30 protein-coding genes are annotated in these 23983 nt (G+C 67.2%); 21 read left to right on the forward strand and 9 right to left on the reverse strand.

The genetic code is table 11. The annotated features are described in order from the left end of the window. The coding region (locus G554_RS0111790; RefSeq protein WP_027588057.1) for a transposase at positions 1 to 258 on the reverse strand (258 nt) is incomplete at its 3' end. Between the two features lie 138 nt (positions 259 to 396). Between G554_RS0111790 and G554_RS17405 the strand changes: the two genes are divergently transcribed. The 3 genes from G554_RS17405 (at position 397) to G554_RS0111805 (ending at position 2025) form a co-directional block, all read left to right on the forward strand. Then, entirely contained in the window at positions 397 to 1074 is a 678-nt protein-coding gene (locus tag G554_RS17405) for a transposase (RefSeq protein ID WP_245570065.1), read from the forward strand. A gap of 164 nt (positions 1075 to 1238) precedes the next feature. Further along, positions 1239 to 1496, forward strand: a complete 258-nt coding sequence (locus tag G554_RS0111800) for a hypervirulence associated TUDOR domain-containing protein (protein ID WP_245570045.1) — start codon at positions 1239 to 1241, stop codon at positions 1494 to 1496. Continuing rightward, positions 1489 to 2025, forward strand: coding sequence for a DUF488 domain-containing protein (locus tag G554_RS0111805; protein ID WP_027588059.1), 537 nt, complete (start codon positions 1489 to 1491; stop codon positions 2023 to 2025). The genes G554_RS0111800 and G554_RS0111805 overlap by 8 nt, the downstream gene beginning before the upstream one ends. A 128-nt stretch (positions 2026 to 2153) precedes the next feature. On the opposite strand, the gene G554_RS0111810 is transcribed toward G554_RS0111805, so the two are convergent. From G554_RS0111810 to G554_RS0111825, 3 genes are all read right to left on the reverse strand, one after another. After that, positions 2154 to 2741: a DUF3387 domain-containing protein gene (locus G554_RS0111810; RefSeq protein WP_027588060.1), complete on the reverse strand. Its 588-nt coding sequence runs from the start codon at positions 2739 to 2741 to the stop codon at positions 2154 to 2156. 576 nt (positions 2742 to 3317) lie between these two features. Next, positions 3318 to 4043, reverse strand: a complete 726-nt coding sequence (locus G554_RS0111820) for a mismatch-specific DNA-glycosylase (protein WP_084648520.1) — start codon at positions 4041 to 4043, stop codon at positions 3318 to 3320. 57 nt (positions 4044 to 4100) lie between these two features. Further along, entirely contained in the window at positions 4101 to 5858 is a 1758-nt protein-coding gene (locus G554_RS0111825) for an oleate hydratase (RefSeq protein ID WP_027588062.1), read from the reverse strand. Positions 5859 to 5945: 87 nt separating this feature from the next. On the opposite strand from G554_RS0111825, the gene G554_RS16120 reads away from it, so the two are divergent. The 6 genes from G554_RS16120 to G554_RS16125 all read left to right on the forward strand — a co-directional run bounded on the left by G554_RS16120 (position 5946) and on the right by G554_RS16125 (position 9049). After that, positions 5946 to 6593, forward strand: coding sequence for a TetR/AcrR family transcriptional regulator (locus G554_RS16120; protein ID WP_051233032.1), 648 nt, complete (start codon positions 5946 to 5948; stop codon positions 6591 to 6593). Between the two features lie 427 nt (positions 6594 to 7020). Then, positions 7021 to 7302: a type II toxin-antitoxin system RelE/ParE family toxin gene (locus G554_RS0111835; RefSeq protein WP_027588063.1), complete on the forward strand. Its 282-nt coding sequence runs from the start codon at positions 7021 to 7023 to the stop codon at positions 7300 to 7302. Beyond that, positions 7277 to 7597, forward strand: a complete 321-nt coding sequence (locus G554_RS0111840; RefSeq protein ID WP_027588064.1) for a HigA family addiction module antitoxin — start codon at positions 7277 to 7279, stop codon at positions 7595 to 7597. The genes G554_RS0111835 and G554_RS0111840 overlap by 26 nt, the downstream gene beginning before the upstream one ends. Continuing rightward, positions 7594 to 8085, forward strand: a complete 492-nt coding sequence (locus G554_RS0111845) for a GNAT family N-acetyltransferase (RefSeq protein WP_027588065.1) — start codon at positions 7594 to 7596, stop codon at positions 8083 to 8085. The genes G554_RS0111840 and G554_RS0111845 overlap by 4 nt, the downstream gene beginning before the upstream one ends. A 137-nt stretch (positions 8086 to 8222) precedes the next feature. Beyond that, on the forward strand, positions 8223 to 8423 hold the full coding sequence (locus tag G554_RS0111850) for an antitoxin VbhA family protein (protein WP_027588066.1): 201 nt from the start codon (positions 8223 to 8225) through the stop codon (positions 8421 to 8423). Next, complete coding sequence (locus G554_RS16125; protein ID WP_051233034.1) at positions 8402 to 9049, forward strand: Fic/DOC family protein; 648 nt, start codon at positions 8402 to 8404, stop codon at positions 9047 to 9049. Before G554_RS0111850 ends, G554_RS16125 begins: the two co-directional genes overlap by 22 nt. A 198-nt stretch (positions 9050 to 9247) precedes the next feature. On the opposite strand, the gene G554_RS17895 is transcribed toward G554_RS16125, so the two are convergent. Then, the gene (locus G554_RS17895) at positions 9248 to 9451 is read right to left on the reverse strand and encodes a hypothetical protein (RefSeq protein ID WP_027588067.1); all 204 of its coding nucleotides are present in this window, start codon (positions 9449 to 9451) and stop codon (positions 9248 to 9250) included. A 256-nt stretch (positions 9452 to 9707) separates the two neighbouring features. Between G554_RS17895 and G554_RS0111865 the strand changes: the two genes are divergently transcribed. The 6 genes from G554_RS0111865 (at position 9708) to G554_RS0111890 (ending at position 15320) form a co-directional block, all read left to right on the forward strand. Then, the gene (locus G554_RS0111865) at positions 9708 to 10199 is read left to right on the forward strand and encodes an HIT family protein (RefSeq protein ID WP_027588068.1); all 492 of its coding nucleotides are present in this window, start codon (positions 9708 to 9710) and stop codon (positions 10197 to 10199) included. Positions 10200 to 10253: 54 nt separating this feature from the next. After that, a complete protein-coding gene (locus tag G554_RS0111870; protein ID WP_027588069.1) occupies positions 10254 to 11003 on the forward strand; it encodes an aminoglycoside 3'-phosphotransferase in 750 nt (249 codons plus the stop codon). Between the two features lie 71 nt (positions 11004 to 11074). Then, on the forward strand, positions 11075 to 12961 hold the full coding sequence (locus tag G554_RS0111875) for an ABC transporter ATP-binding protein (RefSeq protein ID WP_245570047.1): 1887 nt from the start codon (positions 11075 to 11077) through the stop codon (positions 12959 to 12961). Positions 12962 to 13081: 120 nt separating this feature from the next. Continuing rightward, a complete protein-coding gene (locus G554_RS0111880) occupies positions 13082 to 13945 on the forward strand; it encodes an Fpg/Nei family DNA glycosylase (protein WP_027588071.1) in 864 nt (287 codons plus the stop codon). A gap of 77 nt (positions 13946 to 14022) precedes the next feature. After that, entirely contained in the window at positions 14023 to 14622 is a 600-nt protein-coding gene (locus G554_RS0111885) for a hypothetical protein (RefSeq protein WP_036925710.1), read from the forward strand. A gap of 137 nt (positions 14623 to 14759) precedes the next feature. Next, complete coding sequence (locus tag G554_RS0111890) at positions 14760 to 15320, forward strand: methylated-DNA--[protein]-cysteine S-methyltransferase (protein WP_027588072.1); 561 nt, start codon at positions 14760 to 14762, stop codon at positions 15318 to 15320. Positions 15321 to 15357: 37 nt separating this feature from the next. On the opposite strand, the gene G554_RS0111895 is transcribed toward G554_RS0111890, so the two are convergent. The 3 genes from G554_RS0111895 to G554_RS0111905 form a co-directional block, all read right to left on the reverse strand. After that, complete coding sequence (locus G554_RS0111895; RefSeq protein WP_027588073.1) at positions 15358 to 15924, reverse strand: isochorismatase family protein; 567 nt, start codon at positions 15922 to 15924, stop codon at positions 15358 to 15360. A 329-nt stretch (positions 15925 to 16253) separates the two neighbouring features. Next, positions 16254 to 17492, reverse strand: a complete 1239-nt coding sequence (locus G554_RS0111900; RefSeq protein WP_084648521.1) for a sensor histidine kinase — start codon at positions 17490 to 17492, stop codon at positions 16254 to 16256. A gap of 40 nt (positions 17493 to 17532) precedes the next feature. Next, positions 17533 to 17715: a hypothetical protein gene (locus G554_RS0111905; RefSeq protein ID WP_027588075.1), complete on the reverse strand. Its 183-nt coding sequence runs from the start codon at positions 17713 to 17715 to the stop codon at positions 17533 to 17535. 317 nt (positions 17716 to 18032) lie between these two features. Here G554_RS0111905 and G554_RS0111910 point away from each other — a divergent pair, with 317 nt between their 5' ends. The 4 genes from G554_RS0111910 to G554_RS0111925 all read left to right on the forward strand — a co-directional run bounded on the left by G554_RS0111910 (position 18033) and on the right by G554_RS0111925 (position 21908). Continuing rightward, positions 18033 to 18752 (forward strand): response regulator transcription factor, encoded by a 720-nt coding sequence (locus G554_RS0111910; RefSeq protein ID WP_211220479.1) that lies wholly within the window; start codon positions 18033 to 18035, stop codon positions 18750 to 18752. A gap of 99 nt (positions 18753 to 18851) precedes the next feature. Further along, entirely contained in the window at positions 18852 to 20351 is a 1500-nt protein-coding gene (locus tag G554_RS16130; protein WP_051233036.1) for an MFS transporter, read from the forward strand. Positions 20352 to 20425: 74 nt separating this feature from the next. After that, positions 20426 to 21280 carry a CHAD domain-containing protein gene (locus tag G554_RS0111920; RefSeq protein ID WP_154654276.1) on the forward strand — a complete coding sequence of 285 codons (855 nt, stop codon included), beginning with the start codon at positions 20426 to 20428 and terminating at the stop codon, positions 21278 to 21280. A 217-nt stretch (positions 21281 to 21497) separates the two neighbouring features. Then, complete coding sequence (locus G554_RS0111925; protein WP_027588078.1) at positions 21498 to 21908, forward strand: hypothetical protein; 411 nt, start codon at positions 21498 to 21500, stop codon at positions 21906 to 21908. A 76-nt stretch (positions 21909 to 21984) separates the two neighbouring features. Here the strand turns inward: G554_RS0111925 and G554_RS16135 are convergent, their stop codons facing one another. Further along, positions 21985 to 22650 (reverse strand): HAD-IA family hydrolase, encoded by a 666-nt coding sequence (locus tag G554_RS16135; protein ID WP_051233037.1) that lies wholly within the window; start codon positions 22648 to 22650, stop codon positions 21985 to 21987. An 85-nt stretch (positions 22651 to 22735) separates the two neighbouring features. Between G554_RS16135 and G554_RS0111935 the strand changes: the two genes are divergently transcribed. Both G554_RS0111935 and G554_RS0111940 read left to right on the forward strand, forming a co-directional pair. After that, a complete protein-coding gene (locus tag G554_RS0111935; protein ID WP_027588079.1) occupies positions 22736 to 23374 on the forward strand; it encodes an aminoacyl-tRNA hydrolase in 639 nt (212 codons plus the stop codon). 85 nt (positions 23375 to 23459) lie between these two features. After that, positions 23460 to 23978 carry a glycine cleavage system transcriptional repressor gene (locus G554_RS0111940; RefSeq protein ID WP_027588080.1) on the forward strand — a complete coding sequence of 173 codons (519 nt, stop codon included), beginning with the start codon at positions 23460 to 23462 and terminating at the stop codon, positions 23976 to 23978. The last annotated feature ends 5 nt before the right edge of the window (positions 23979 to 23983 follow it).

A 23983-nucleotide genomic window follows, 5' to 3' on the forward strand; every position in this document is an offset into this window, starting at 1 on the left:
CGCTTTTTTTAGGAACTCGTTCTCCATCCGGGCCTCACGGAGATCCTTCCTCAACCGTTCGAGTTCGGCCGACTCGGCACTGGTGAGGTTCTCGGTTTCCGGGTCCGGATTCTTCTTGCGATACTCCTTGACCCATACGCCGACAGTCTGAGCGACAAGATTGTATGATTCTGCTACGGCTTTGATGGTGCGATGCTTGTCCACGACTTCAAGAACGACCTGGTTCTTGAACTCCGGACTGTACTTCGATCCTGGCATGATGTGATCCTACCCGATTCTCGAAACTATGACTTTCCTCAGAAGTCCGGGAAGCTTCACTCAGTCCACCCAGCACAGAAGAAACTGAAACATCTACGCGTTGATGCCACGTCTATGCAGGTGTCATTGCCGGTCGCGATGACTTGGTGGGCTCAGCGCAGTGCGCTGCCTCGTACTCGGCGGGTGGGGCGTTGCCGAGGCGGGTGTGCGGGCGGGCGCTGTTGTACCTGTCGATCCGGGATCCGCACCGCCCTGGCGGACGCGCGGATCGCAGTCGACAAGTGGCATCTCGTCGCCCTCGCCAACCTCATGGTCACCCAGGTCCGTCAACGGATCACCCGGCAACTGCACGGCCGCCGCGGCACCGCCACCGACAAAGTCTGGGCCAGCCGGCAACTGCTGCTCACCGGCTACGAGCACCTCACCGTCAAGCAAAAGGCCCGGTTCAACGCCGCCCTCGCCGCCGAGGATCCGACCAACGAGATCGCCGCCGCGCATGCCGTCAAGGAACGCCTGCGCCTGCTGCTGGCCGAACACCAGCCGCACCAGATCCGGCGCAGGCTGTACGACTTCTACGACGCCGCCGCCCGCGCCGACATGGAGGAAACCAGCCGCCTGGCGACCACGATCGACACCTGGTGGCCAGCGGTGCTCGTCGCGCTCACCGAGGATGTGACCAACGCCCGCACCGAGGGCTTCAACCGGATCATCAAGCAAACCAAGCGTGTCGGATGCGGCTTCACCAACATGGACAACTACCGAAGGCGCATCATGGTCCACATCGCCCTCACCCGAGGGCAGAGACCAGCAGCATGAAATCAGCACACGCCCCGCTCAAATGCGGAGAGCCGATAATCCACGCTGGAGGCATCGACAAAGCCTTCGACACGTCGGGGCGCTTAGAATTGTGACAGAGTCGACGCGCCGTCGCTGTGCTTCGCGCAGTGGGGAACGGAGCGGACTCGCCGTTGCTACCCTGCGTGGCAGCGGACGAATTTCATCAGGCCACGGAGGGAACGAAGATGCCTGAAAGATTCAACATCGGTGACCACGTCGCGTGGAATTCGGAGGCGGGGCACGTCTCGGGCACGGTGACCAAGGTGCACACGAAGGATTTCGACTACAAGGGCCACACTCATCGTGCGTCGGAAGACGACCCGCAGTACGAGATCAAGAGCGACAAGACCGACCACATCGCCGCCCACAAAGGCAGCGTCCTGACTCTGGTCGATGAGTGAGCCTTTCTTCACGATCGGTCACTCGACGCGAGCGCTCGACGAGTTCCTCGAACTGCTGCGTGACAGCGGGGTCGAGCTGATCGTCGATGTCCGGAAGCTCCCGGGGTCGACGCGGTATCCGCAGTTCGACCAGGACGCGCTCGCGTCGTCGCTCGAGGCGGCGGGCATCGGATACCGACGCGCCGATGGCCTGACTGGTCGCCGCCCGGTGAGCCGGGACGTGCCGTTCGCGATCAACGGCTGGTGGGAGAACCGCAGCTTCCACAACTACGCCGACCACGCATTGTCCGAAGAGTTCAAACAGGCTTTGACAGAGCTGCGGGAGCAGGGGAGCGCACAGCGCGCGGCCGTGATGTGCTCGGAGGCGGTCTGGTGGCGGTGCCATCGGCGGATCATCGCCGATCATCTCCTCGCCCACGACGATCAGGTGCACCACATCCTCGGCGTCGATCACGTCGATCCGGCGCAACTGAGCCGCGGCGCGGTCATCGGGCCCGACGGCACGGTGACGTACCCGGCCGACGAATGACCAATGCGCCATTCGCTTCCGCACCCCGACCAGGGCTCGAAGACGCCCCGCCGATTTGGATCGCCCCGGGTTTAGTGGAGGGCTGGTTGTGCCGTCTCGGCGGTTGCCGGGGCGGTGGTCGTGTCAGCCTACCCTGACACTCCGCCAGCGAACACTTCTGCCTGCTCCAGCACCAGCTCGATTGCCTTAGCCTCCGCATCAGGTGGGTAGTCGTACTTGGCGAGGATGCGGCGGACCTTGGAGCGCATCGCTGCCAGCACGGACTCCTTGAGGTTCCAGTCGATCGTTGCTGATTGCCTGACAGACTTCACGAGCTCTTGCGCGATCGCCTTGAGTGTCTCGTCGCCCAGCTCCATCACCGCAGAGTCGTTCTGCACTACAGCGTCATAGAAAGCGACCTCGTCTTCGCGCAGCCCGAGCTCCTCGTGCCGCTTCTGAGCGTCTCGCATCTGCTTCGCGAGCTTGACCAGCTCGGCGATGATTTCAGCGGTCGTCAACGACCGGTTCGTATAGCGGTTCACGGCCTCATCGAGCATCTCCGAGTACTTGCGCCCCTGGACGACGTTCGTTCGCTGCACCGTACGGATCTGGTCGCTCAGGAGACGCCGCAGCAGCCCCAGCTGAAGGTTTGGCTTGTCCTTCTCCGCAAGCGAATCGAGGAACTCATCGCTGAGGATCGAGATCTCAGGCGTCTCGATCCCGGCGAGCTTGTACACGTCGACGAGGGGTCAACTTTCAGATCAGCGTCCCTGAGATCGAGCCCATCGTGGATTCCCTCCGGCATGCAGGTGTGGCTCTCTTCATGGAGCCGGAGACGAAGTGGTACCGCGTCAGTGACACCGAGGAAGCGGGTGTCCGCCAGTTCCTCGTGACTGATCCGGATGGGTACCTGATTCGGTTCCAGAGTTCGATCGGACGGCGTGAACCCGCGGACTGATAGGCGTGCGCTGTGCGACATCCCCGGACCACACCGCTAACGGTGACGTAACCCGATGGAGTTTGGGTTCTGAATCTAACCTCTGGCGTGGGACGGCGCCGGGAGCGTCCAGATCCAGCGGTGCCTGCGGGCGCTCTTCGACACGCTCGCCGGGCCGTGCGAGCTCCAGCAGCGAGCGGCCTGCTCGAGCGCCGCGTGGCGCTTCACCGTGGGCTCGAGCGCTGGTGACACGATCCGCTCGACCGCAGGCTGGCCGGTTGCGCGGATCCGCAGTGCCTGGGCCGGGCGCGGGGCACAGCGGCGCGCACCGAGCAGGCCCCCGGGCTCGAGGCTCCGCCGGCCTGAGCGCGGCGGCTCAGCCCCGCAGGGAGGCGGGCGGGGCGCCGGTGGCGGCCCACACCTCCCGCCACTTCTGCGCCAGCGTCGCGGCAGTCTCATGGGCGTTGAGCCCGCTGGGGTTGGGCAGCGCCCACAGGGTCACCCCGTCCGGCCACCCGGGCACCCACGGCGCCCCGGACTCATCGGCCGCCGGCTGCACCCCGAGCACCGCACCGGGACGGTCGAAGGCCTGACGGAATGCGGTGATGCCCACCACCGCGACGGCGCAGGGCCGCAGCACCGCGGCGCGCTGGATCAGGCGCCGCCCGCCCGCGCGCAGCTCTGCGCGGGTCAGCTGGGCGGCGCGCGCCGTGGTCCGACCCACGAGGTTGGCGATCCCGATCCCGCGCTCGGCCAGCAGCCGCTCGTCGTCCGGGCTCAGCCCCCGCGAGGCATCGACGGTACGGGGGAGAATGCCGGCCGCGGCGAGCGAGGGCCAGAAGCGGTTGCCCGGGCGCGCGAACGGGGCGTTGACCGCGGTCGTCCACGGGCTCGGGTTGATGCCCACGATGAGCAGGCGCACCAGGCCCGCGGACTCGGCATCGCCGGGCAGCGGCAGCACGTCGTCGCGAGCCGGGCCCTCCGCCGCCGCGGCGAGCTGGGCCGGCGTGGGCCGCGCACCGGCCAGCGGCGAGGGCCAGCGCCAGGGCCGCCAGGCGGCGGGCAGCCGGGATTCGGAGCCGAGGGGAGCGGTGGGCGACATGGGACCAGCCTAGGTGCGCCTCGGGACCGGGCCCGAGGCGCACCCGCGGCGGGGGGCTCAGATGAGGCTGTGCTCCTCGAGGAGCTGGCCGATCTCGCCGTGCTCGAGCCTGCCGCGCAGGTAGCCGCGCAGCGCGGCCGGGCCGGGCATCTCCACCTTCTTGCCGTCGCGCATGCGCGCCGAGGCCTCGAGCAGGTCGCGCACATCGTACGTGGAGCCCCAGGTCTCCGGCACCCCGCGCTCCACGTCGAGGAGTTCGTAGACGGCCTCCATACCGGTGCGCACCGAGTACTCGGTCGTGAAGATCGTGTCGCGGCCGGTCTCCGCGAACTGCCCGAGGAACGCGAAGTTCGCCGCCCCCTCCGGCACGACCTGCGGCCGGTCACCCGCGCGGCGGGGCATGAAGAAGCTCGTCACGTAGGGCATCATGACCGGCACGCACCGGGCGCCGGTCGCCGCGAGCCCGGGGATCTCCTCGACGGGCACGCCCAGGTGGTAGAGCCATTCCTGGGTGATCTCCTCGCCGGTGCACTGCGCCAGGGGCTTCTTCACGTAGTCGCCGTCGACGTCGACGAACAGTCCGTAGACCCAGACGACGATCTGATCCTTCGGCTGCTTCTTGAAGTGCGGCTGGCGATTGACCGTCCAACTCAGCAGCCAGGAGGAGTCCTCGGCGGTGACGATGCCGCCGGTGACCACGCGGCCGCTGAACGGATCGCGCTGGGCGATGCGCTCGATGTAGGCGGGGATGCGCTCATCAAGCGTCGTGACGGTGGCCGATTCCCACTTCGTCTCCTCGATCGAGGAGCAGAAGACCTCCGGGCGCCCGAACGCCGTGTCCTTCTTCGCGATGCGCTTCCACAGGTCCCAGGCCGGGGCCGGGCCCTCGTTGAGGGCGGCGGGCGTGTGGTGGTCGCCGTCATCGGAGTTGTCCACGAGCGAGCCGATCGTCATGAGCGCGAGGTCGTGCGCGCCGAGCTCGATGGTCTCCTCGGCGCCGTCGCGGCGGCAGCGGATCGCGGTGGCGCGGATCTCGCCGTTGCGGTGGGCGAAGTCCACATCGAGGACCTCGGTGCCGGAGCGGAAGACGACGCCGTGCTCGGTGAGGTAGTGCATGAGCGGCAGGACGAAGGACTCGTACTGGTTGTACTTCGTGAACTTCAGCGCCGTGAAGTCGGGCAGCCCGCCGATGTGGTGGATGAAGCGGTGGAGGTAGAGCTTGAACTCGAGCGCGGAGTGCCACTCCTCGAAGGCGAACATCGTCCGCCAGTACATCCAGAACGGCGAGTCGAGGAACTCGCGGCCCATCACCTCGTCGATGCGCTTGCCCTCCATCTCGGAGCGCTCGGCGAGGAAGATCTTCAACAGGTCCTTCTGCGCCCGCTTCGGCAGGTCGAAGCGGCCCTCGTGGCCGGCGTCCTCGCCCCGGCGCACGGTGGCGCGGCGCAGCGAGTAGTTGGGGTCGTCCTTGTTGAGCCAGTAGAACTCGTCGAGCACGGAGGCGTCCTCGAGCTCCAGGGAGGGGATGGAGCGCATCATGTCCCACAGGCACTCCATGTGGTTCTCCAGCTCCCGGCCGCCGCGGATGACGAAGCCCTTCTCCGGGACGTCGAGGCCGTCGAGCGCACCGCCGGCTATCCCGCCCTTCTCGAGGATCGTGACGTTGGCGCCGGGGACCCCGGCGTCGCGGATGAGGAAGACGGCCGCCGCGAGCCCAGCCAGCCCGCTGCCGACGATGTAGGCCTTCGTCTCCTGGGCGTGCCGCGCGGGGCGGGGGCGCGCGAATGCCTCGTAGTTGCCTGCCGTGTGTTCCATGGTCCGTCCTTCCCGACGCGTGCCGGACGGCGGTCATCCGGCCTCGTAATTGAGTGTACTCAATAATGAGTCGACTACAATCGCGGTATGAGGACTCAAGATGCCATGCGGCACGGGCAAGCGGCGGTGCCGGGCAGGCGCGAGCGGGCCAAGGCGGACAAGCGCGCCCGCATCCTCGCCGCGGCGCGCGCGCTGTTCGAGGAGCGCGGGTTCGAGCGGACCTCGATGAGCGAGGTCGCGCGCGCCGCGGATGTGGCGCAGGGGACCGTCTTCCAGTACGCGGCCACGAAGGCGGAGCTGCTCATGATGGTCGCCGAGGCGCTCTGGGGCGCCCACGAGCAGGCGAACACGGCCCCGCCGCGCTCCGCGCCGGCGGCGGGGGAGCCCGCGGCCCAGATCGCGGCCCTTATCTCGCCGTTCGTCGTCGCGATGCGCCGCTGGCCCGAGCCCACGACGTGGGTCGCCCGCGAGATCCTCTTCGGTGCGGATATGCCGCACCGCCAGCGGGTCCTCGGCCGCGTCGAGGGGCTCGAGGAGCAGATCGCCGCGCGCCTGCGCCACGACCGGGCCGGCGCCCCCGGCGCGGCTGCGGCAACCGGCGCCCGGCTCATCGTCACCGGGGTGCTCGCCGAGCTCAACCGCTCCCGGCAGGGGCGCATCGACGGCGAGGACGTCGATCTGGTGCTCCGCCGGCTCATCGACCTCGTGGTGGCGGGGGCGGGCGCCGCCCGGTGACCCGGAAGCCGTCCGGGCCGTTCGGGCCGCCGCTGGCACCGGCCGGCGCCGCCGCGATTGCCCACCGCGCGGCCGGCAGGCGCGTGCCCGCCACGGTCGTGTAGGGCCCCACGGTCAGGTCCTCGCCCAGCAGGGCGGGGGCGATGGCGCCATCGGAGAACTCCACTGCCGGAGATGTCGTTGTCCTCGTAGACCCCTGCTGGAGTCCATCCTCTAGCCTTGATGAGCGCCTCGGCGTCCTCCCTGTGGCGGTCCACACCCAGGCGACGGTTCTCGCGATCCTGAGAGATCCGCAGGTAGACGGCGGCCCGCCGAGGCTCAGCACTCATGGAGCCAATGGACGTCAAAGGTTATTCGGCTACGGAACGTGGTCGAGTTCCGGTTTAACGTCTAGCGTTATTGACGCTCCGCGTTATAAAGTGGTCACGTGATCAGATCGTTCGGCAGCACGGACACCGAGCGCATCTGGCATGAGCAGTACGTCAAGCGCGTCGATCGCACCGTGCAGCGGTCTACTCTGCGGAAGCTCGAGCTGATCCACGCGGCAAAGGACGTCGAGGATCTCCGGATCCCGCCGGGGAATCGGCTGGAGCGGCTCACCGGTGACCGTCGTGGCCAGCACAGCATCCGTGTCAACGCAAAATGGCGTCTCTGCTTCGTCTGGAGAGATGGAGGTGCGGACAATGTCGAACTCGTCGACTACCACTGAGGCCGATCTGATCGAACCGATCCATCCGGGGGAGATCCTGATGGACGACTTCATCGAGGGCTTCGGGATTACGCAGAACAAGCTCGCTGTGTCGATCGGCGTGCCGCCGCGGCGTATCAATGAGATCGTGCACGGCAAGCGGGGGATCACCGCGGACACGGCGATCCGTCTGGCGCGTTACTTCGGCACGTCCGAGGAGTTCTGGATGAACCTGCAGTCGAACTACGAGCTGCGCCTGGAGCGCCGGGCGCTGCGCGACAAGGTCGCTGCGATCACACCGCTGGCAGTCGCGTGACCGGCGCTGCGTGGGTCGCTGAGCGCGACCAGCAGGTGCCTGATGACCTCGCACGATTGCTTGCCACGGTTCCAGAATGGTTTGGGCGGACAGAAGCCAACGCCGAATATATCGAGGCTGCTCGGACCAAGGAGACCTGGACCGTGCGCGACACGGATGGACAGGTCATCGGTGCGACGCTGGTGGATCGGCACTTTCCCTGGGCCGCGGAGATCCACATGACCGTGGTGGAGCGTTCGGCTCACGGCACCGGGGTTGGGACCGCAATGCTCACTGCGATCGAACGTGATGCGGTTCCCCGTGGAGTTCGCCTGTTGGAGGTCAAGACACTTGGTGCATCTGATCCGGATGAAGGCTACGCCCGCACGCGTCACTTCTACGAGAAGTGCGGGTTCCTGGCGCTTGAGGAGACCAACCTCTGGGGAGACGAGACCCCATGCCTGATCATGGTGAAGTCACTTGGGGAATCGGGGGTCGCGCCGCACTGATAGGCGTCGACGCCAGAGGTTGATACGAACCGGAACTCGGTGGAGTTCCGCTTCAACGTGTGATCAGGTGGCTTTCTCGCGAGGGGCCGGGCCGTCCTAGTCTGGGAGACGAACACACCCCCTCCAAGGAGGTCATCGTGAGCATCAAGGATCCTGTGGAGAGCCGTCGCCAGTCTCTCGAGGAGATCGCGGCGAGCTGGGACCTCGAAGGGGCTCTTCCGGATGCGGAGACCTTGGAGATCGCCCGACAGTACGCCGACGGCGCCTACGAGATCGAGGAAGCGATCGAGAGGATCCGTACGTCGACTCTGTCTCGATGCGCATCGCAGCAGGCATGACCGAGATCACAGACCCGTACGTCTACCCGGGAACAGACGTTCTGCGCAACACAGTGGGGCTGATGGACCCCGATGACGCCTTCCGGTTCGAGCGCAACATGTCGTTCGCGCGTCGACGACAGTTGGAGATCAACCCGGTCCAGGGCGAATTCGATCTCAGGCATCTCTGCCGCATCCATCGGCAGCTCTATCAGGATGTGTGGGACTGGGCCGGGCAGATCCGCACGGTGGAAATCTCCAAGGGGTCCTCGCAATTCCATCCCCATACCCTCATCAGGCTCGCATTCGCCGGTGAGGTGGAGAAATTCCTGGCATCCAGCGCACTACTCAGCAACCCTCACGTCAACGATGATGCGTTCGTCCATGACGCCGCCGAACTGCTGTCGATGGTTAACTACATTCACGCTTTCCGGGAGGGAAACGGCCGGACCCAACGGGCCTACATCGATCAGATCGCAGGGCTGAGTGGTCGCCGCCTGACCTGGCGGAACGTGAGCCGACTCGACAACGAGCAGGCCTCGATCCGCGCATTCAACAGCGCAGCGGGAGCTCCCCTCGAGCTGATGCTCAGGGCAGCTCTTGAGCCCCCTGCCGCCGGATCAGCAGTCCTGGGTAGCGAGATCTAGCCTGTCGAGGGCGGTTAACTCATCAACTCCCTCACTGGCGCGTGTCCGCGCGATTCCGCGAGGGGTCGGCCAATCCGAGCAGCTGAAGTTACGGGACGCGAGGTGAGTGCACTCGGTCGGGGCACCAGGCATGCAGACTCCCCGAACGGGTTGGCCAGAGACCATCAAGGGTCCCGTGCCGATCTGCAGCACACGTGGTTACGCGCCGTTCTGTTTTCCTGGCTCAGATTCTTTCATCCGATCCATCGTCACTCGTATTGCGATGACCACCGGGATGATGAACATCTCAATTCCAAGAAGGTATCGCGTTGGATTGTTGAGGATTATGAGCAACACGCCGAGGAAGATCCCCACCACGCCCAGTGAGAGAAGCGTGATCTTGTAGAAGTGTCGTAACGTCATGGCGGCCCCTCATCTCATTTGCTCGTGTGCCAGCCCATGCCGGACGTCAACGTCCAATCCAGAGCGAAGGTAACTCGCGGACCCCCGCTGGCTGAGGTGTATCACCATCTCAGATCATATGCAGATAGTTACTCGCATCTCATCCCGGTCGCACCACTTCGCCTGACCAGACATCACAGGTGTCCAGCTGGTGTCATGATCGGCTATCGGCGGCGCCAGGTGACGGGATTTCATCATCACCTCTATCGTCAGTCCCATGGATTGGCGTGAAGACCGCATCGGCTCCGCTGCCAGAGGAGAGAACCCCACCGTTCTCGCTGAGCTCCCCAGTGGCTACGCCGTGATCGGTGACGTCCAGTTCCTTCCCGGCTACTGCGTACTACTCGGCAGGGATTCCCACACGAAGTCTCTTGCCGAGATGGCCCGCAAGGACCGAGTCCAGTTTCTGGCGGACTCTGACCTGCTCGCGACTGCGGTCGAACAGGCATGCCGCGATGCCGACCCTGCCTTCCGCCGCGTGAACATTGAAATCCTCGGCAACGCGGACGCCTTCCTCCATACCCACATCTGGCCGCGCTATGGATGGGAACCGCCCGAGATGATTCGGCGACCCGTCTGGCTTTACGGACCGGCCAGCTGGAAGGATCCGGCAACCGAGCTCGGCGACCGACACGACCACCTCCGCGCGGCCATCACCCGCCGTCTTCGGTCACTTGCCGGCGCTGACACTGTTCGCATTTCCGACTGACCTTGGGTGACCGTCAAGACCCGGTCGACCGGCTCTCGTTCCTATCATTCGGGTATGAGCGTCCCTGCTGTCGGTACTCCCGTTCCGGACGCCATCGAGCCGATGCTCGAGCAGGCGGGCCTCGGGGGGTTCGGCGTGCAGCCGGTCTGGGTCAACCAGGCCGGGGGATGGACTGTGGCCGTCCTTGGCCCCGACCGTCGACCTCAGTGGTACGCCAAGTGGAACCCGCTGTCCTCAGGGGAGTCGCTGGCCCGGGAACGTGAGCGCCTCACCTGGTTGCAGCCCCGGCATCCGGTTCCCGAACCGGTCGGTTACGACTGCGATGAGGCTCAGGAGCTGCTGATCACCAGGGCTGTGGCGGGTCGGTCCGCGGTCAGCCCGAGGTGGAGGCGCCGTCCGGATGTCGCGCTGGCGGCCCTGGGACGAGGCCTTCGCCGACTCCACCAGCTGCCGGTCGAGGACTGCCCCTTTGAGTGGGGCACCGAGACCAGGCTGGCGGGGCGAGACGTCGCAGACCTTCTCGGTGCCGACGAGCCGTCGATTGACCGACTGGTGGTGTGTCAGGGCGATCCGTGCGCACCGAACACCCTGCTCGCCGAGGACGGCGGCTTCCTGGCTCATGTCGATGTCGGCCGGTTGGGGATCGCCGATCGCTGGGCCGATCTGGCCGTCATGACATTGTCGATGTCCTGGAACTACCCGACCTTCGACGAGTCGGTCTTCTGGAGTGCCTATGGGGTGGAGCCAGATCCACAGCGGATCGATTTCTACCGCCGGCTGTGGCAGGCCGAGGACCAGGGCTGAGAGCAAATCGGGTGCTGGCCCTCCGACGGCTGGCTCGACGCCCGATCGGCCTGGCTTCCTATGATGCGCACATGAGCATTGGTGGCATGGGCCCTGGCGGCGGTCGTCCCGGCGGTGGCCGACGGGGGATCGACGAGGCGGCCCAACGGGCCCTCAACGCCCAGGCCCCCGAGGTGGCCAATCTGCGCGGTCGGGTGCTGGGACTCTTCGCCCCGTACCGGGGCAGGATCCTGGTCACCTGCCTCATCGTGGTGATATCGGCAGGTCTGGGCGTCGTCCCGCCGTTGCTGGTCAAGAGGGTCTTCGACGACGCCCTGTTCCCGCCCGGCCGGCGGCCGGTGATGGGCCTGCTGGCCGTTCTGGTCGCCGCGATGATCTGCTTCTACCTGCTGACCGCTGCCCTCAACGTGCTGCAGACCTGGCTCACCTCCACGGTCGGCAACCTGGTCACCGGGGATCTGAGGGTCCGGCTCTTCGAGCACCTGCAGAAGATGGAACTGGGATTCTTCACCCGGACGCGCACCGGTGTCATCCAGTCGAGACTGCAGAATGACGTCGGCGGCGTCTCCAGCGTGCTGACCTCCACCCTCACCTCCATCCTGGGCAACGTCGTCACCGTGATCGCCTCGCTGGTGGCGATGATCCTCATCGACTGGCGGCTCACGGTGGTCGCCGTGATCCTGATGCCCATCCTGGTTCTGGTGCAGCGTCGGGTCGGTCAGATCCGCGCGCGGATCGCCGGCCAGACCCAGGAGTCCCTGTCGGAGCTCACCGCGATCACCCAGGAGACGCTGTCTGTCTCCGGGGTGCTGCTGGCCAAGTCCTTCAACCGGCAGGCCGGTGAGGCTGCTCGCTACCGCTCCGAGAACACCACCCAGATCCGTCTGCAGGTTCGGCGTGCGATGAGTGGCCAGGGGTTCTTCGCCATCGTCCAGGTGCTGATGGCCTCGGTGCCGGCGATCATCTACCTGCTCGCCGGATGGCTCATCATCGCCGGCAGATCCGGTCTGACCGCCGGTGCCATCGTCGCCTTCACCACGGTGCAGGCGCGACTGCTCAACCCGCTGGTGGGGCTGATGCGGGTGGCCCTGGACGTGCAGACCTCGCAGGCCCTGTTCGCTCGCATCTTCGAGTACCTCGACCTGGTGCCAGCGGTCGTCGACGCACCCGACGCCCGGCCGGTCGCCGAGGCCCCCGGACCGCGAGGGCGAATCCGCCTGGACGACGTCACCTTCCGTTACCCGGACGCTACGGCCAGCTCCCCGCCCATCCTGGACCGGGTGAGTTTCACCGTCGAACCCGGCCAGCACGTCGCCCTGGTCGGCCCCTCGGGATCCGGCAAGTCCACCATCCTGTCGCTGGTGCCACGGCTGTACGACACCACCACCGGCCGGGTCGAGTACGCCGGCGCCGACGTGCGGACCCTGCAGCACTCCTCCCTGGTCGACGACGTCGGCATGGTCTCCCAGGAGACCTATCTGTTCCATGCGACGATCGCCGAGAACCTTCGATATGCCAGACCCGAGGCCACCGACGCCGAACTCATCGAGGCCTGCGCCGCGGCCAACATCCACCATGTCATCGTCGGCTTCGAGCACGGTTACGACACCGTGGTGGGGGAGCGGGGCTACCGGCTCTCCGGCGGCGAGAAGCAGCGCATCGCGATCGCCCGAGTGCTCCTGAAGGATCCGCCGGTGCTGCTGCTCGACGAGGCCACGTCGGCACTCGACACCGTCTCCGAACGCCTGGTCCAGGACGCCATCGACGAGGTCGCCGACGGCCGCACCACCCTGACGGTGGCCCACCGGCTGTCCACGATCGTGGACGCCGACATGATTCACGTCATCAAGGACGGCCGGATCGTCGAGAGCGGCAGTCATCAGGAGCTGATGGACCTGGACGGGATCTACGCAGAGTTGGCCAGCCAGCAGCTGGCGGTGCCGGCCCATCACGGCTAGCCGGCACGGCGCAGACCGTGACGGCTGCATGGGATCCGGTCTGAACTGTGACGGCGAGGGGGAGACCGGCATGAGGTCAGACCCTCGGAACAGAGCCGATCGAGGGGACACAATGGCCACATGCCCGAGATGCCCGAGATCGAGTCGCTGCGCCGGCTGTTGACCGGCAGGATCATCGGTCGCACCATCACCCGGATCGACATCGTGGCGATCAGCGCTCTGAAGACCGTCGACCCCGGCCCGCAGGCGCTCTGCCAGGAGCCGATCAGAGCCGTCGAGCGGTACGGCAAGTTCCTGGATGCCGACGCCGGGGCCGCCCATCTGGTGATCCATCTGGCCCGGGCCGGCTGGCTGAGATGGTCCCAGGACCTGCCCGGGACCCCGCCACGACCGGGCAAGGGCCCGCTGGCGGCCCGGGTGCACCTTGACGACGGGTCTGGATTCGATCTCACCGAGGCGGGCACTCAGAAGAAGCTGGCCATTCACATCGTCAGCGACCCCCAGCTGATCGACCAGGTGCGCACTCTCGGCCCGGACCCGGCAGCCGAGAGGTTCGACCGGGCGCAGCTGTCCGCAGTCCTCCACGGCGCCGGAAGGGCCTACCTCAAAGGGGTACTGCGCGACCAGCGGATGCTGGCCGGGATCGGGAACGCCTACTCCGACGAGATCCTGCACGCTGCGAGACTGTCACCCTTCAAGTCCGCCAACAGCCTGACGTCCGCCGAGATCGACGCGCTGTTCACCGCCATCAAGGCCGTCCTGGCCGATGCTCTGCGGCGCTGCGAGGGAGTGGCCGCATCCGATCTCAGGAAGGAGAAGAAGGTCGCCATGGCAGTGCACGGCCGCACCGGCATGCCCTGCCCGGTGTGCGGGGACACCATCTGCCAGGTCTGCTACGCCGACCTCAGCCTGCAGTACTGCCCGACCTGCCAGACCGGCGGCACCCAGCTCAAGGACAGGCGGATGAGCCGGCTGCTGAAGTAGCCATCTCGACGACGCCGGGAGGATCTCGACGGCATCGACTGGATACCGGGGGCCACCATGACGCAGGATGGAGGTCAATGAGTAGTGATCTGGTCTGGTACGTCTCCTACGGGTCGAACATGAACGCCGCCCGGCTCGGCTGCTATCTGCGAGGCGGCTGTCCGCCGGGGGCGCGGTTCAGCTACCCCGGAGCCCGTGACCACACCCCTCCCCGGGCCAACGCTGCGGTGATGCTGCCCGGTCAGCTCTACTTCGCAGGGGTGTCGACGGTGTGGGGAGGGGGAATGGGTTTCTACGACCCGGACGCCGAGGGACCGACGCCTGGACGCGGCTACCTCATCAGCGTCGAGCAGTTCGCCGACATCGCCCGCCAGGAGATGCACCACCGCCCGGTGGCCGACAGCCCCCTGGAAGCAGCGGTGAGGTCCGGGGTGCCGGATGGTCGGTACACCGTGGGGCCGGGCCGGTACCAGACCCTGGTGCGGGTCGGGCAGCGCGACGGGGTCGCGATGCTCACCTTCACCGCTCCCGGACACTTGGGCGATGCGGACCTCAACCAGCCGACCCCAAGCTACCTGCGGATGCTCGTTGAGGGACTGTCCCAGGCCCACGGCTGGAGCCAGCAGCGCTGCCAGCGCTACTTCGCCCGCTGCGGGGCCGACGCACTCGTGGCCTGAGCCGGCTGGGTGGATGGGGCCGACCGGGAGCTGGCGCGCGGGCGGCAGGCCGGGGGAGAGCCGGCTGCGGCCTACAGTGTGCAGCAGCTTCCAGCCGGTCACGGTATGCCGGCAGTCACACATCCAGGAGGACCGCAATGGCTCGGCCGACACCCTCTCGTGAGCTGGCGCACACAACCATCGACACTCCGGTCGGGCCGCTTCTGCTGGTCGCCAGCGGGCAGGGGCTGGTCCAGATCTCCTTCGAGTGCGAGGGGTTCGACGAGGTCCTGGACGCTCTTGCCGGCACCCTTGACGGGCATCTGGTGAGCGGGCCGTCCGTGCTGGGGGCACCTCAGGAGGCAGCGCTGGGGCAGGCCGCCCGTCAGATCGACCAGTACTTCCACCGGGCCCGGACCGCCTTCGAGGTGGCGATCGATCCCCTGGTGCTGGTGGGATTCCGAGGAGACGTGCAACGGCATCTGACCACCATCGGGTACGGGCAGACCGCCAGCTACGCCCAGGTCGCCGAGGAGCTGGGCAGGCCAGGTGCAGTCCGGGCGGTCGGTACCGGATGTGCCACCAACCCCGTCCCCATCGTGCTGCCGTGCCACCGGGTGGTGCGCAGCGACGGGGCCCTCGGCGGATATCGGGGAGGGCTGGAGATCAAACAGAGACTGCTGGATCTGGAGGCCCAGAATCTGGTGGCGGCCGGCTGAGGCCGGGTCTGCTTCCAGACGGGTGACGCTGCGCCGCTCAGCTCACCCAGCTGATCCCGGCCGCGGTGAATTCCTGGACCACCCGGGCCACCGCATCCGGATGCACCGCAGCTGTCAGACCGCCGAGCACCCGGGTCTCGAATCCCGCCAGCTCGGCGTCCAGGGCGGTCGCCCGTACGCAGTAGTCGGTGGCGATCCCGCAGATGTCGACCTGGTCGACGGCTCGCTCGCGCAGCCACTCGGCGAGCGCCTCCCCGTCGTCAGCGCCGCCGATGGTCCCCTCGAAACCGGAGTAGGCGGCTCGATAGGAGCCCTTGTCGAAGACCGCGTCGAAGGCGACATCCCTGAGCGCGGCATTGAGCTGTTGGCCCGGCGTGCCGACCACGCAGTGCGGCGGCCAGCTGTCGACGAAGTCAGGATGATCGGAGAAGTGGGTGCCCGGGTCGATGTGGTGGTCCCGGGTGGCCACCAGAAGGGAGTAGCCATGTGCTCCCGACAGCAACCCGGCGGTCCGGTGGGCGACGGCGTCTCCCCCCTGAACCCCCAGTGCGCCGCCCTCGCAGAAATCGACCTGGATGTCGACGACGATGAGTGCTGTGGCCATGGCCCCTCCCGGCAGGTAGCGTGCGACCAGTTGCGACGAACCTAGTACCACCGGTCAATCCTGCATGTCCCCGCCGCTGAGATGCCGCACGACCCGAGCTGCCGGGTACCAGGCCGGATTGGCCGATAGTTGTGTCAGCCTCCGGAAAGTTCGGACGAAAGTTGCTGGTCCGCGGCCTGATGGCGGGGTTGAATACCTAGTGAGAGGGCCACCGAGCACTTCGGCGAGGGGTCTTCTGAGGGATCTGGGGACTTGAGCGGTCCGGTCGGGAAAGGTGTCACCCGGCCGGACCGCTCAAGCGTTGTACGGGGCTCTGCTGGACAACTCTCTCAGCTGGTGGACGCCGGATCGGGCAGGGTCAGGGTCATGAGCCATTCGTGCTGCTGGCCGACCGGGTGGGCCGAGACCACGCACTGTGCCTCCTCGGCCTCTTTCTGAAGCCCCCGGATGCCCAGCCCGGTCGACGCCTCGGGTCCAGCGGCGCCCATCTCGATGGTGTTGCGCAGGCTCACCTGCCAGCCATTCGGCACGGTGGCCGAGCCGATCGTCACACGCGCCCCCAGTCCGCCGTGCTTGGCGGCGTTGGTGACCGCCTCGCTGAGAAATCGTTGCAGCAGTGTCCGCTGCTGAGCGGTGGGCAGCAGCTCGGCGGTATCGGCGCTGATGGCGAGGTGGACGTGGTCGCCGATCACCTGGAGGTCCTGGGCGGCGTCCTTGATCAAGGTGGCGACGGGCACAGCGCGATGATCTCCCGAGATCGGCAGCGGGGATCCCGCGATCGGCTCCGACTCGCCGTCGTCATTGAGCAGCCGCAGCACCCGTCGCAACTCATCGAGTGCTTTCCGGCTGGTCTGCTCGACGCTCCCCAGCAAGTCGACATCCTGTTCGGGAGACTGCTGGGAGGCATTGCGGCGAGCCCGTGCCCCGGCCAGCCCGGCGACGATCAGGGTGAGTTCGTGGGCGACATAGTCGTGCATGTCGTGGGCCAGCCGCTGCCTCTCATGCTCGGCGGCCTGCTCCACCTGCTTCTGGATGTCGGCGATCCGCTGCTCCTGGCGTCGGCGTTCGCTGCGGGCATTGAGCACTGCGCGCAGCACCAGGCCGAGTGCGGTGCTGGCGACGAGGAGGAATGCGCCGGTCCACAGGATTGCCGACGGGTCGTGGGACCACTGCGCCCACTTGATCGCCATCGCTGTCGCACCGCTCACAAGCAGCGCGGTGTTCAGTGCGACGAAGGGGAGGGTGGCCGTCGCCGTCACGACAACGCAGACGATCGGCCCCACGACTGTCAGGAGCGCAATGTTGTTGGCAGCAATGCTGACGGGGATCGCCCCCCACAGCAGGAAGGCTGCGATGCGGGGAGACCAGCACACAACCCCCAACGCTAGCGCACACAGCAGCAGTCGGACGAGCTCCACGACAGCACCGGGGGCGCCCAGTCCACGCGACGCTCCGACAAGATCGTCAAGGTTGAAGAGAATCGCGAAGCACGAGACGGTGATGGCTATCGCGCGGGGCAATGCGTGGGTTTCCTTCCAGAAACCCTCCCGTGAGCTCTTGAGTCTCATCGCTGCATGCTGACCGGCGCCCCCGGGTCGGGGGAATGACCTATCGGCAGTAATTGGGCAGCCAATAGCACATCATCGAGTTGAGACCCAAGGGCGTGACCTTCGTGGCGCTGCTCGGGCTGGAGCTGATCGGGGCGGCCTGGGCCGGCACGGCGCCCAATCCCAGCGAGGCGCTGAGCAGGACAGCGGCGACAAGAGCTCTGACGGAACGGTGCGTTTTCATCTCTGAATCTCCTGATGACTGTGAGGGACGCTGTAAATGATGAGGGACGGGGGCTCTGGGGCTTCGGACCGGTGGGCTCCGCCGACCGCGCTCAGGCGGTCGATGCTGCCCACACTAACTGGTGCCCGGCGAGTCGTTGTCGGCGGGTTGATGAATGGCAGAAATGTATCACCGGGGCGCCAGCAGGGATCACCCTTCCCAGTCGTGAATGCTGTGTCGTCGGCGAACACCGGCATCGGCGGATCGGGGTCGCGGGGCAGGGGCATCGGCGAATCGGGGCATCGGCAGATGTCGGCACGAGCAGATACCCTGTCGGAGTGAGCAAGCTGAGAGTCCTGGTGGTCGATGACGACCAGGTCCTGCGCGACGGACTGGCAGCCTTGCTGCGCTTCGACCAGACGGTGCCGATCGAGTCCGTGGAGACCGCCCGTGACGGCCAGGAGGCACTGGTGAGGTGCATCGCCGATCCGCCCGATGTCGTCGTGATGGACATCAGAATGCCGCGGATGGACGGCGTCGAGGCGACGCGCAGGATCGTTCGGGAGCACCCCGAGATCAAGGTCCTCGCGCTGACGACCTTCTCGACCCAGGAGTACGTCGCCTCGATGCTGGCCGCAGGCGCCAGCGGCTACCTGGTCAAGGACAGCACCGAGGAGCTGTCGGAGGCGCTGCGGGCCGTGCTGGCTGACGAGTTCTACATCTCCCCGCGACTGTCCAGCGTGCTGGTGAAGATGGTGCGGGGCTCCGTAGCTGCGGTGGACTCGGGTCCCGCAGATGGCGACGAGCCGGCGTCTCACCCGGGGGGATCGCGGTTCCTTCCCGACCTTCCGCTGACGGAGCGAGAGTGCGAGGCAGTCGGCTGGTTGGCCCACGGCTACTCGAATGCCGAGATCGCAACGGCGATGGGTGTCTCGGTGGGATCGATCAAGGGATATCTCAGCAGAGCGGGCGAGAAACTCGGCGTCCGCGACCGCGTCCAGGTCCTTCTCGAGGCCGCCCGGCTCGGCATCGTCACACTCGGGACAGACGACGACTGAACCTGATGCCGGGCTTCACGGCCCAGCTCGCCGGCGGTTCCCCTGTGCGCTTCCCCCTCCTATAGTTCGGGGAACATCAACCGTGGAGGGCAGACCGATATGGCAAGTGCACCAGACCGTGGCGAGGCATCACAGGCCGGTGAACCGCGACAGGATCGGCGTCTCGAGGTCTCCGACGTCACCGTCGTCGAGCCAGCAGTTCTGAGGAAAACCATCGCCGGCACCATCGTCGGCAACCTGATGGAGTGGTACGACATCGGGGTCTACGGCTATCTCGCGGTGATCATCGGCCGGGTCTTCATGCCCGGCGGTTCGCCCACCGCGCAGAACCTGTTCTCCCTGGGAGTCTTCGCGGTGACCTTCATCGCACGGCCGCTCGGCGGAGTGGTGCTCGGCCAACTCGGGGACCGAGCCGGCCGGCAGAAGGTGCTCGCCTTCACCCTGCTGATGATGGCCTCGGCGACCTTCCTCATCGGGGTCCTGCCCGACTACTCGAAGATCGGGTTCTGGGCGCCGATCCTGCTGATCGTCCTCAAGCTGCTGCAGGGATTCTCGACCGGTGGGGAGTACGCCGGTGCGACGACCTTCCTCACCGAGTTCGCCCCCGACCGGCGCCGCGGATTCCTGGCCGCCCTGCTGGACCTGGGCTCCTACCTGGGATTCGCCTTCGGCGCCGCGGTCGTCTCGGTGCTTCAGCTCACCCTCTCCCCGGACTTCATGGCCAGCTGGGGATGGCGTCTGCCGTTCATGTTCGCCCTGCCCTTCGGGCTGGTGGCGCTGTACTTCCGCTCGCAGATCGAGGAGACCCCGGCCTTTCAGGAGGCCAAGAAGCTGCAGCAGGAGGAGGACAGCAAGGGGCCCAAGTCCTTGCGGGAGGTGGTGGCCACCTTCTGGCGCGAGATCCTCGTCGCCATCACGCTGGTGGCCGCGGCCAACACCGCCGGATACGCCCTCACCAGCTACATGCCGACCTATCTCACCAGCACGCTCGGCTACGACGAGGTGCACGGCACCCTGCTGACCTTGCCGGTGCTGATCGTGATGAGCCTGTGCATCCCGCTGGCCGGGGCCCTGTCAGACCGGATCGGCCGGCGGACGGTACTGCGGATGGCCTCGATCGGAGGCGTCGTGCTGGCGATACCGGCCTTCCTGCTGATGATGCACGGGGTCGTCTGGTCGACCCTGCTCGGGCTCTTCGTGCTCTCGGTGCCGGTAGCCCTCTACGTCTCCAATCTCGCCTCCTGCCTGCCGGCGCTGTTCCCGACCTCCTCCCGCTACGGGGGTATGGGCATCTCCTACAACATCGCAGCTGCGGTCTTCTCGGGCACCGCGCCGTTCATCATGGAGGCCCTGGTCGCCCTCACCGGCAAGGCGCTGGCCCCGGCATTCTGGGTGATCCTCACCTCGGTCGCCGGGTTCATCGCGATCTTCTTCCTGCCCGAGTCGGCACGTCGTCCGCTGCCGGGCGGGATGCCGACGGTCTCCAGCGATCAGGAGGCCTCCCAGCTCGTGGAGGGGCAGGAGGCCAATCGGGACCTGGACGTCGACGAGGTCTTCCGCCAGTTCGAGTTGGATCGCGAGGGGTCATCGGTTCGCTGAACCAGGGATCGGCCAGGACCGGCGATCCTGGCGAACCATCGGCGGCACCGCTGCGCAGCCCGTAGGCTCGGACCGTGTCCAAGGCCGCCAGGAGTGTGCAGCAGTACTGGGCCGAGCAGGTCGAGTTGATGAGGACGCTGCCGGCCCAGGTAGCCCGCCGCGATCCCGATGGCATCCATGACCTTCGGGCAGCGGGACGCCGACTGCGGGCCACCATCCGGATCTACCGTCCATTGCTGCACCAGAAGCAGGCGGTCCGGCTGCTCGACGAGTTGCTCTGGTACAACGGCGTCCTCGGGCAGGCCCGCGACGCCGAGGTGGCCGCGCAGCATGTCAAGGAGCTGCTGGAGGCCGCCGGTCGTGGGTCGGAGCCGCACGACGCCGACCTCGAGGGTGCTGAGGAGTTGCTCCACCGCCTCGGCGCCGAGCAGGAGCGCACCGCACGGCAGGTCGATCAGATGCTGGCCGGCGACCGGTCGCAGGCTCTGATCGGCGAGCTGACGCAGTTCGCCTCCGATCCGTGGCGCAACTCGCTGGCCAGGTCCGGTAAGGGGCCGAGGAGGTCGAGGATCCTCGCCAGAGTGGCCTGGGCCGAGAACCGGGCCGCGGAGATCCGGGAGCAGCTCGATGACGTCGGTCTGGCCGGCGAGGCGCTGGCGCCGACCAGGCACCGGCTCCGTCGCCGGATCAAGGCCGCCCGGTATGCCCACGAGTCCCTCGGCGAGTCGGTCAAAGGAGCCGCCGAACGGGCCGATCGTCACGCCGAGGCAGCTGACGTGCTGGGCGAGATGCAGGACGCCGTGGTGGTGGCGCAGGTATTGGCCGGGGACTCCTCGCAGGCGGCTGAGGCGGTCATCGCCGAGCAGCGGAGACTCTCCGAGGACGCTGCTCGGCGTGCTCCCGGGATCGTTGACAGGGCCTTGTCATGACCGTCGAAACCTGTTCATCTGGCATGGTCGGTCCGACGACGGATGCCGAGTCGTGGGGCACGGTTGTGGCCGGCCGACACCGGCTCCGTGACGGCTTGTGGATGTGGCAGGATTGAGCACACGCTCGCAGCTCGCGGGTCAGGGGCTCCCGTATCCGGGGGCGCGGGAGGGATTCATGGCACCGGTCGATCTCACGATTACGGCGGAGTGATCGATCGTGTCCCAGTACGCCCCCAACGATGTGCTGTCCCAGCTGGTCGGAGACCGGTTGCGCGCCATCGAGATCGCAGCCGGTGAACCGCTGCGACTGGCGTTCTCGCACCCGGGGCGGTCCACCGACCGGGTGTTCAGTACCCGCGTCTGGCCGAGCATCGAGAGGTCGGCCGGAACCTGGCGGGACGGCGACATGGGGTACACCGACCTGCTGCGTCAGCTCATCGGCGCCGAGGTGACCGGGACCGTCGAGCGCAGTCGTCACGGGCTGCGTATCGACCTGACCCGGGGCTCGCTGATCCTGAGCCCGAGACGTGCCGACCCGTCCCGGGAGATCGCCCTGCTGTCAGGTTTCGAGGACGGCCGGTGGATGGCCTGGTGGCCCGGGGACTATGCCTTCGAGGATCTGGTCTGAAGGCACTCGCGGCCACCGTCGGAGTACACCCACCGGCGCTGCGAACCCCGCAGTGGATCCGCTGGGGGAGGACCACTCAACCGATCCTGTTCAGCAGGTCGGTCAACGCACCGATCTCGAAGCATCCGGCCGGCAGCTGCCCGGCGGCGCCGGCAGCAGCGGGTTGCTGCTCGCCACTTGGCCTCAGCAGGGCCCCCGCCAGCCCGGCGGCGGCGGCAGCCTGGACGTCGATCGGGCGGTCCCCGACGCACAACATCTGATCGGCCACCAGATCATGACGGGCCATCAGTAGCAGATACATCGCCGGATCGGGCTTGCGGGGATAGCCATCGGGGGCGCAGACCAGATCATCGGGGTGCAGTCCCAACCCGTCGAGCAGGGCCTGGGCGCTGGTGCGGTCGCGGTGGGTCGCCACCAGGTTCAGCCCGCCGGCGGCGTGCACAGCCGCCATCACCTGGGTGGCCCCGGCCATCAGCGGCGCGGGATGACTCTCCCAGCGCAGTTTCAGGGCGCTGTACGCCTCGTCGAGCCGTTCCCGTGGCACACCGTGGCGGGCAGACAGCACCTCGATGGCATGGTTGATCGACCGGGACCTCAGTACGGCGACCTCCTGCAGGTGCTCGTGCCGGTCAGCGTCCTCGGGGGCGGCGGCGGTACCCCAGACGGCGTCCGCCAGCGCCCTGTCGACCTCCGGATAGGTGTCGACGAGGGTTCCTCCCATGTCCCAGATGATCGTGTTCATCACTGCCCAGTCTGGCAGGCGACCGGCAACCCCGCGAGTACCCTCACCCGGTGTGGCAGTTGAGCACGAACCGGATCCGTGGGCGATGCAACTGGTCGTGATGCGCGACCGGCACCACCCGGCACGCCAGGTCGACGTCTGCGAGGTGGCGGCCAGGGCTGTCGTCAGCCTGCTCGACGACCCTCGTTCGGCCGAGGGCGGGCGATGGTTCGCAGCCGTCCAGCACTGGAACGACAACCGGATCCGCAAATTGGTCCGTCGCGCCGACGGCAAGCGCTGGACCGACGTCCAGCTGCTCGACGGGATCACCGTCAGCCAGCACGGTATCGAGGGCTTCGGGCCTGCTGCGGTGCGGGTCTTCGCGCCGGCTCCGGCCCGTCCGCTGCCCAAGGCACTCGACAAGCTGCAGGTCTCGGGAACCCACTTCCCCGACGAGGGCCTCAGCGCCAACTCCGATGCCATCGTCACCATCGAGATCAACCCGAACCTGGAGATCACCAGCGGCAAGGCCGCCGCCCAGTGCGGCCACGCAGCCCAGCTGGCCCGCCAGATGATGCCTCCCGAGGCGCTGGCGGCCTGGCGGGCCGACGGTTTCCGGGTGAGCGTCCGCACCGCCGGCCACCAGCAATGGGATGAGGCGGTCCGGCCGGTCTCGATCGTCGACTCCGGGTTCACCGAGCTGGACGGGCCCACCGAGACGACCCGGGCCTACTGGCGCGGCTGATCGCCTCGCACGGGCGACGAGGCGACCGGACGAGGCCCGTGGCCCCGGCCCGGCGCCGGCCGGCACGAACCGGTAGCATCTGGCCATGGCACAGCTTCTATTGACCGCAGTCGGCGCCGACCGTCCAGGGATCGTGTCCTCGGTGGCGGCGAAGGTCTCCGCACACGGCGGCAACTGGCTCGAGAGTCGGATGGCCCTGCTGGCAGGGGAGTTCGCCGGCATTGTCCTGGTCGACATCGACGACCAGAAGGTCGAGGAGCTGCGTGCCGGACTGGCGGAGCTGGCCGCCGAGGGGCTGGATGTCACGGTGACGCCGACCAGACCGATCACACCACCCGATCAGACGGTGTACGCGGTGCGCCTGGTCGGCCACGACCGCCCCGGCATCGTCAGTCAGGTCACCGGTGCGATGGCCGGCCTCGGAGCCACCATCGACGATCTGGACACCGGGGTGCGCGACGCGCCGATGGGCGACGGGGTGCTCTTCGAGGCCGAGGCCAAGGTGCGGCTCACCAGCGCCACCACTGTCGATGATCTGCGCGAGGCTCTTGAGCAGATCGCGTCGGAGCTGATGGTCGACATCGAGATGGTCGAGGCGGGCTGAGCTCA

The sequence above is a fragment of the Acidipropionibacterium thoenii DSM 20276 genome, assembly GCF_000423445.1.
GTDB lineage: Bacteria > Actinomycetota > Actinomycetes > Propionibacteriales > Propionibacteriaceae > Acidipropionibacterium > Acidipropionibacterium thoenii.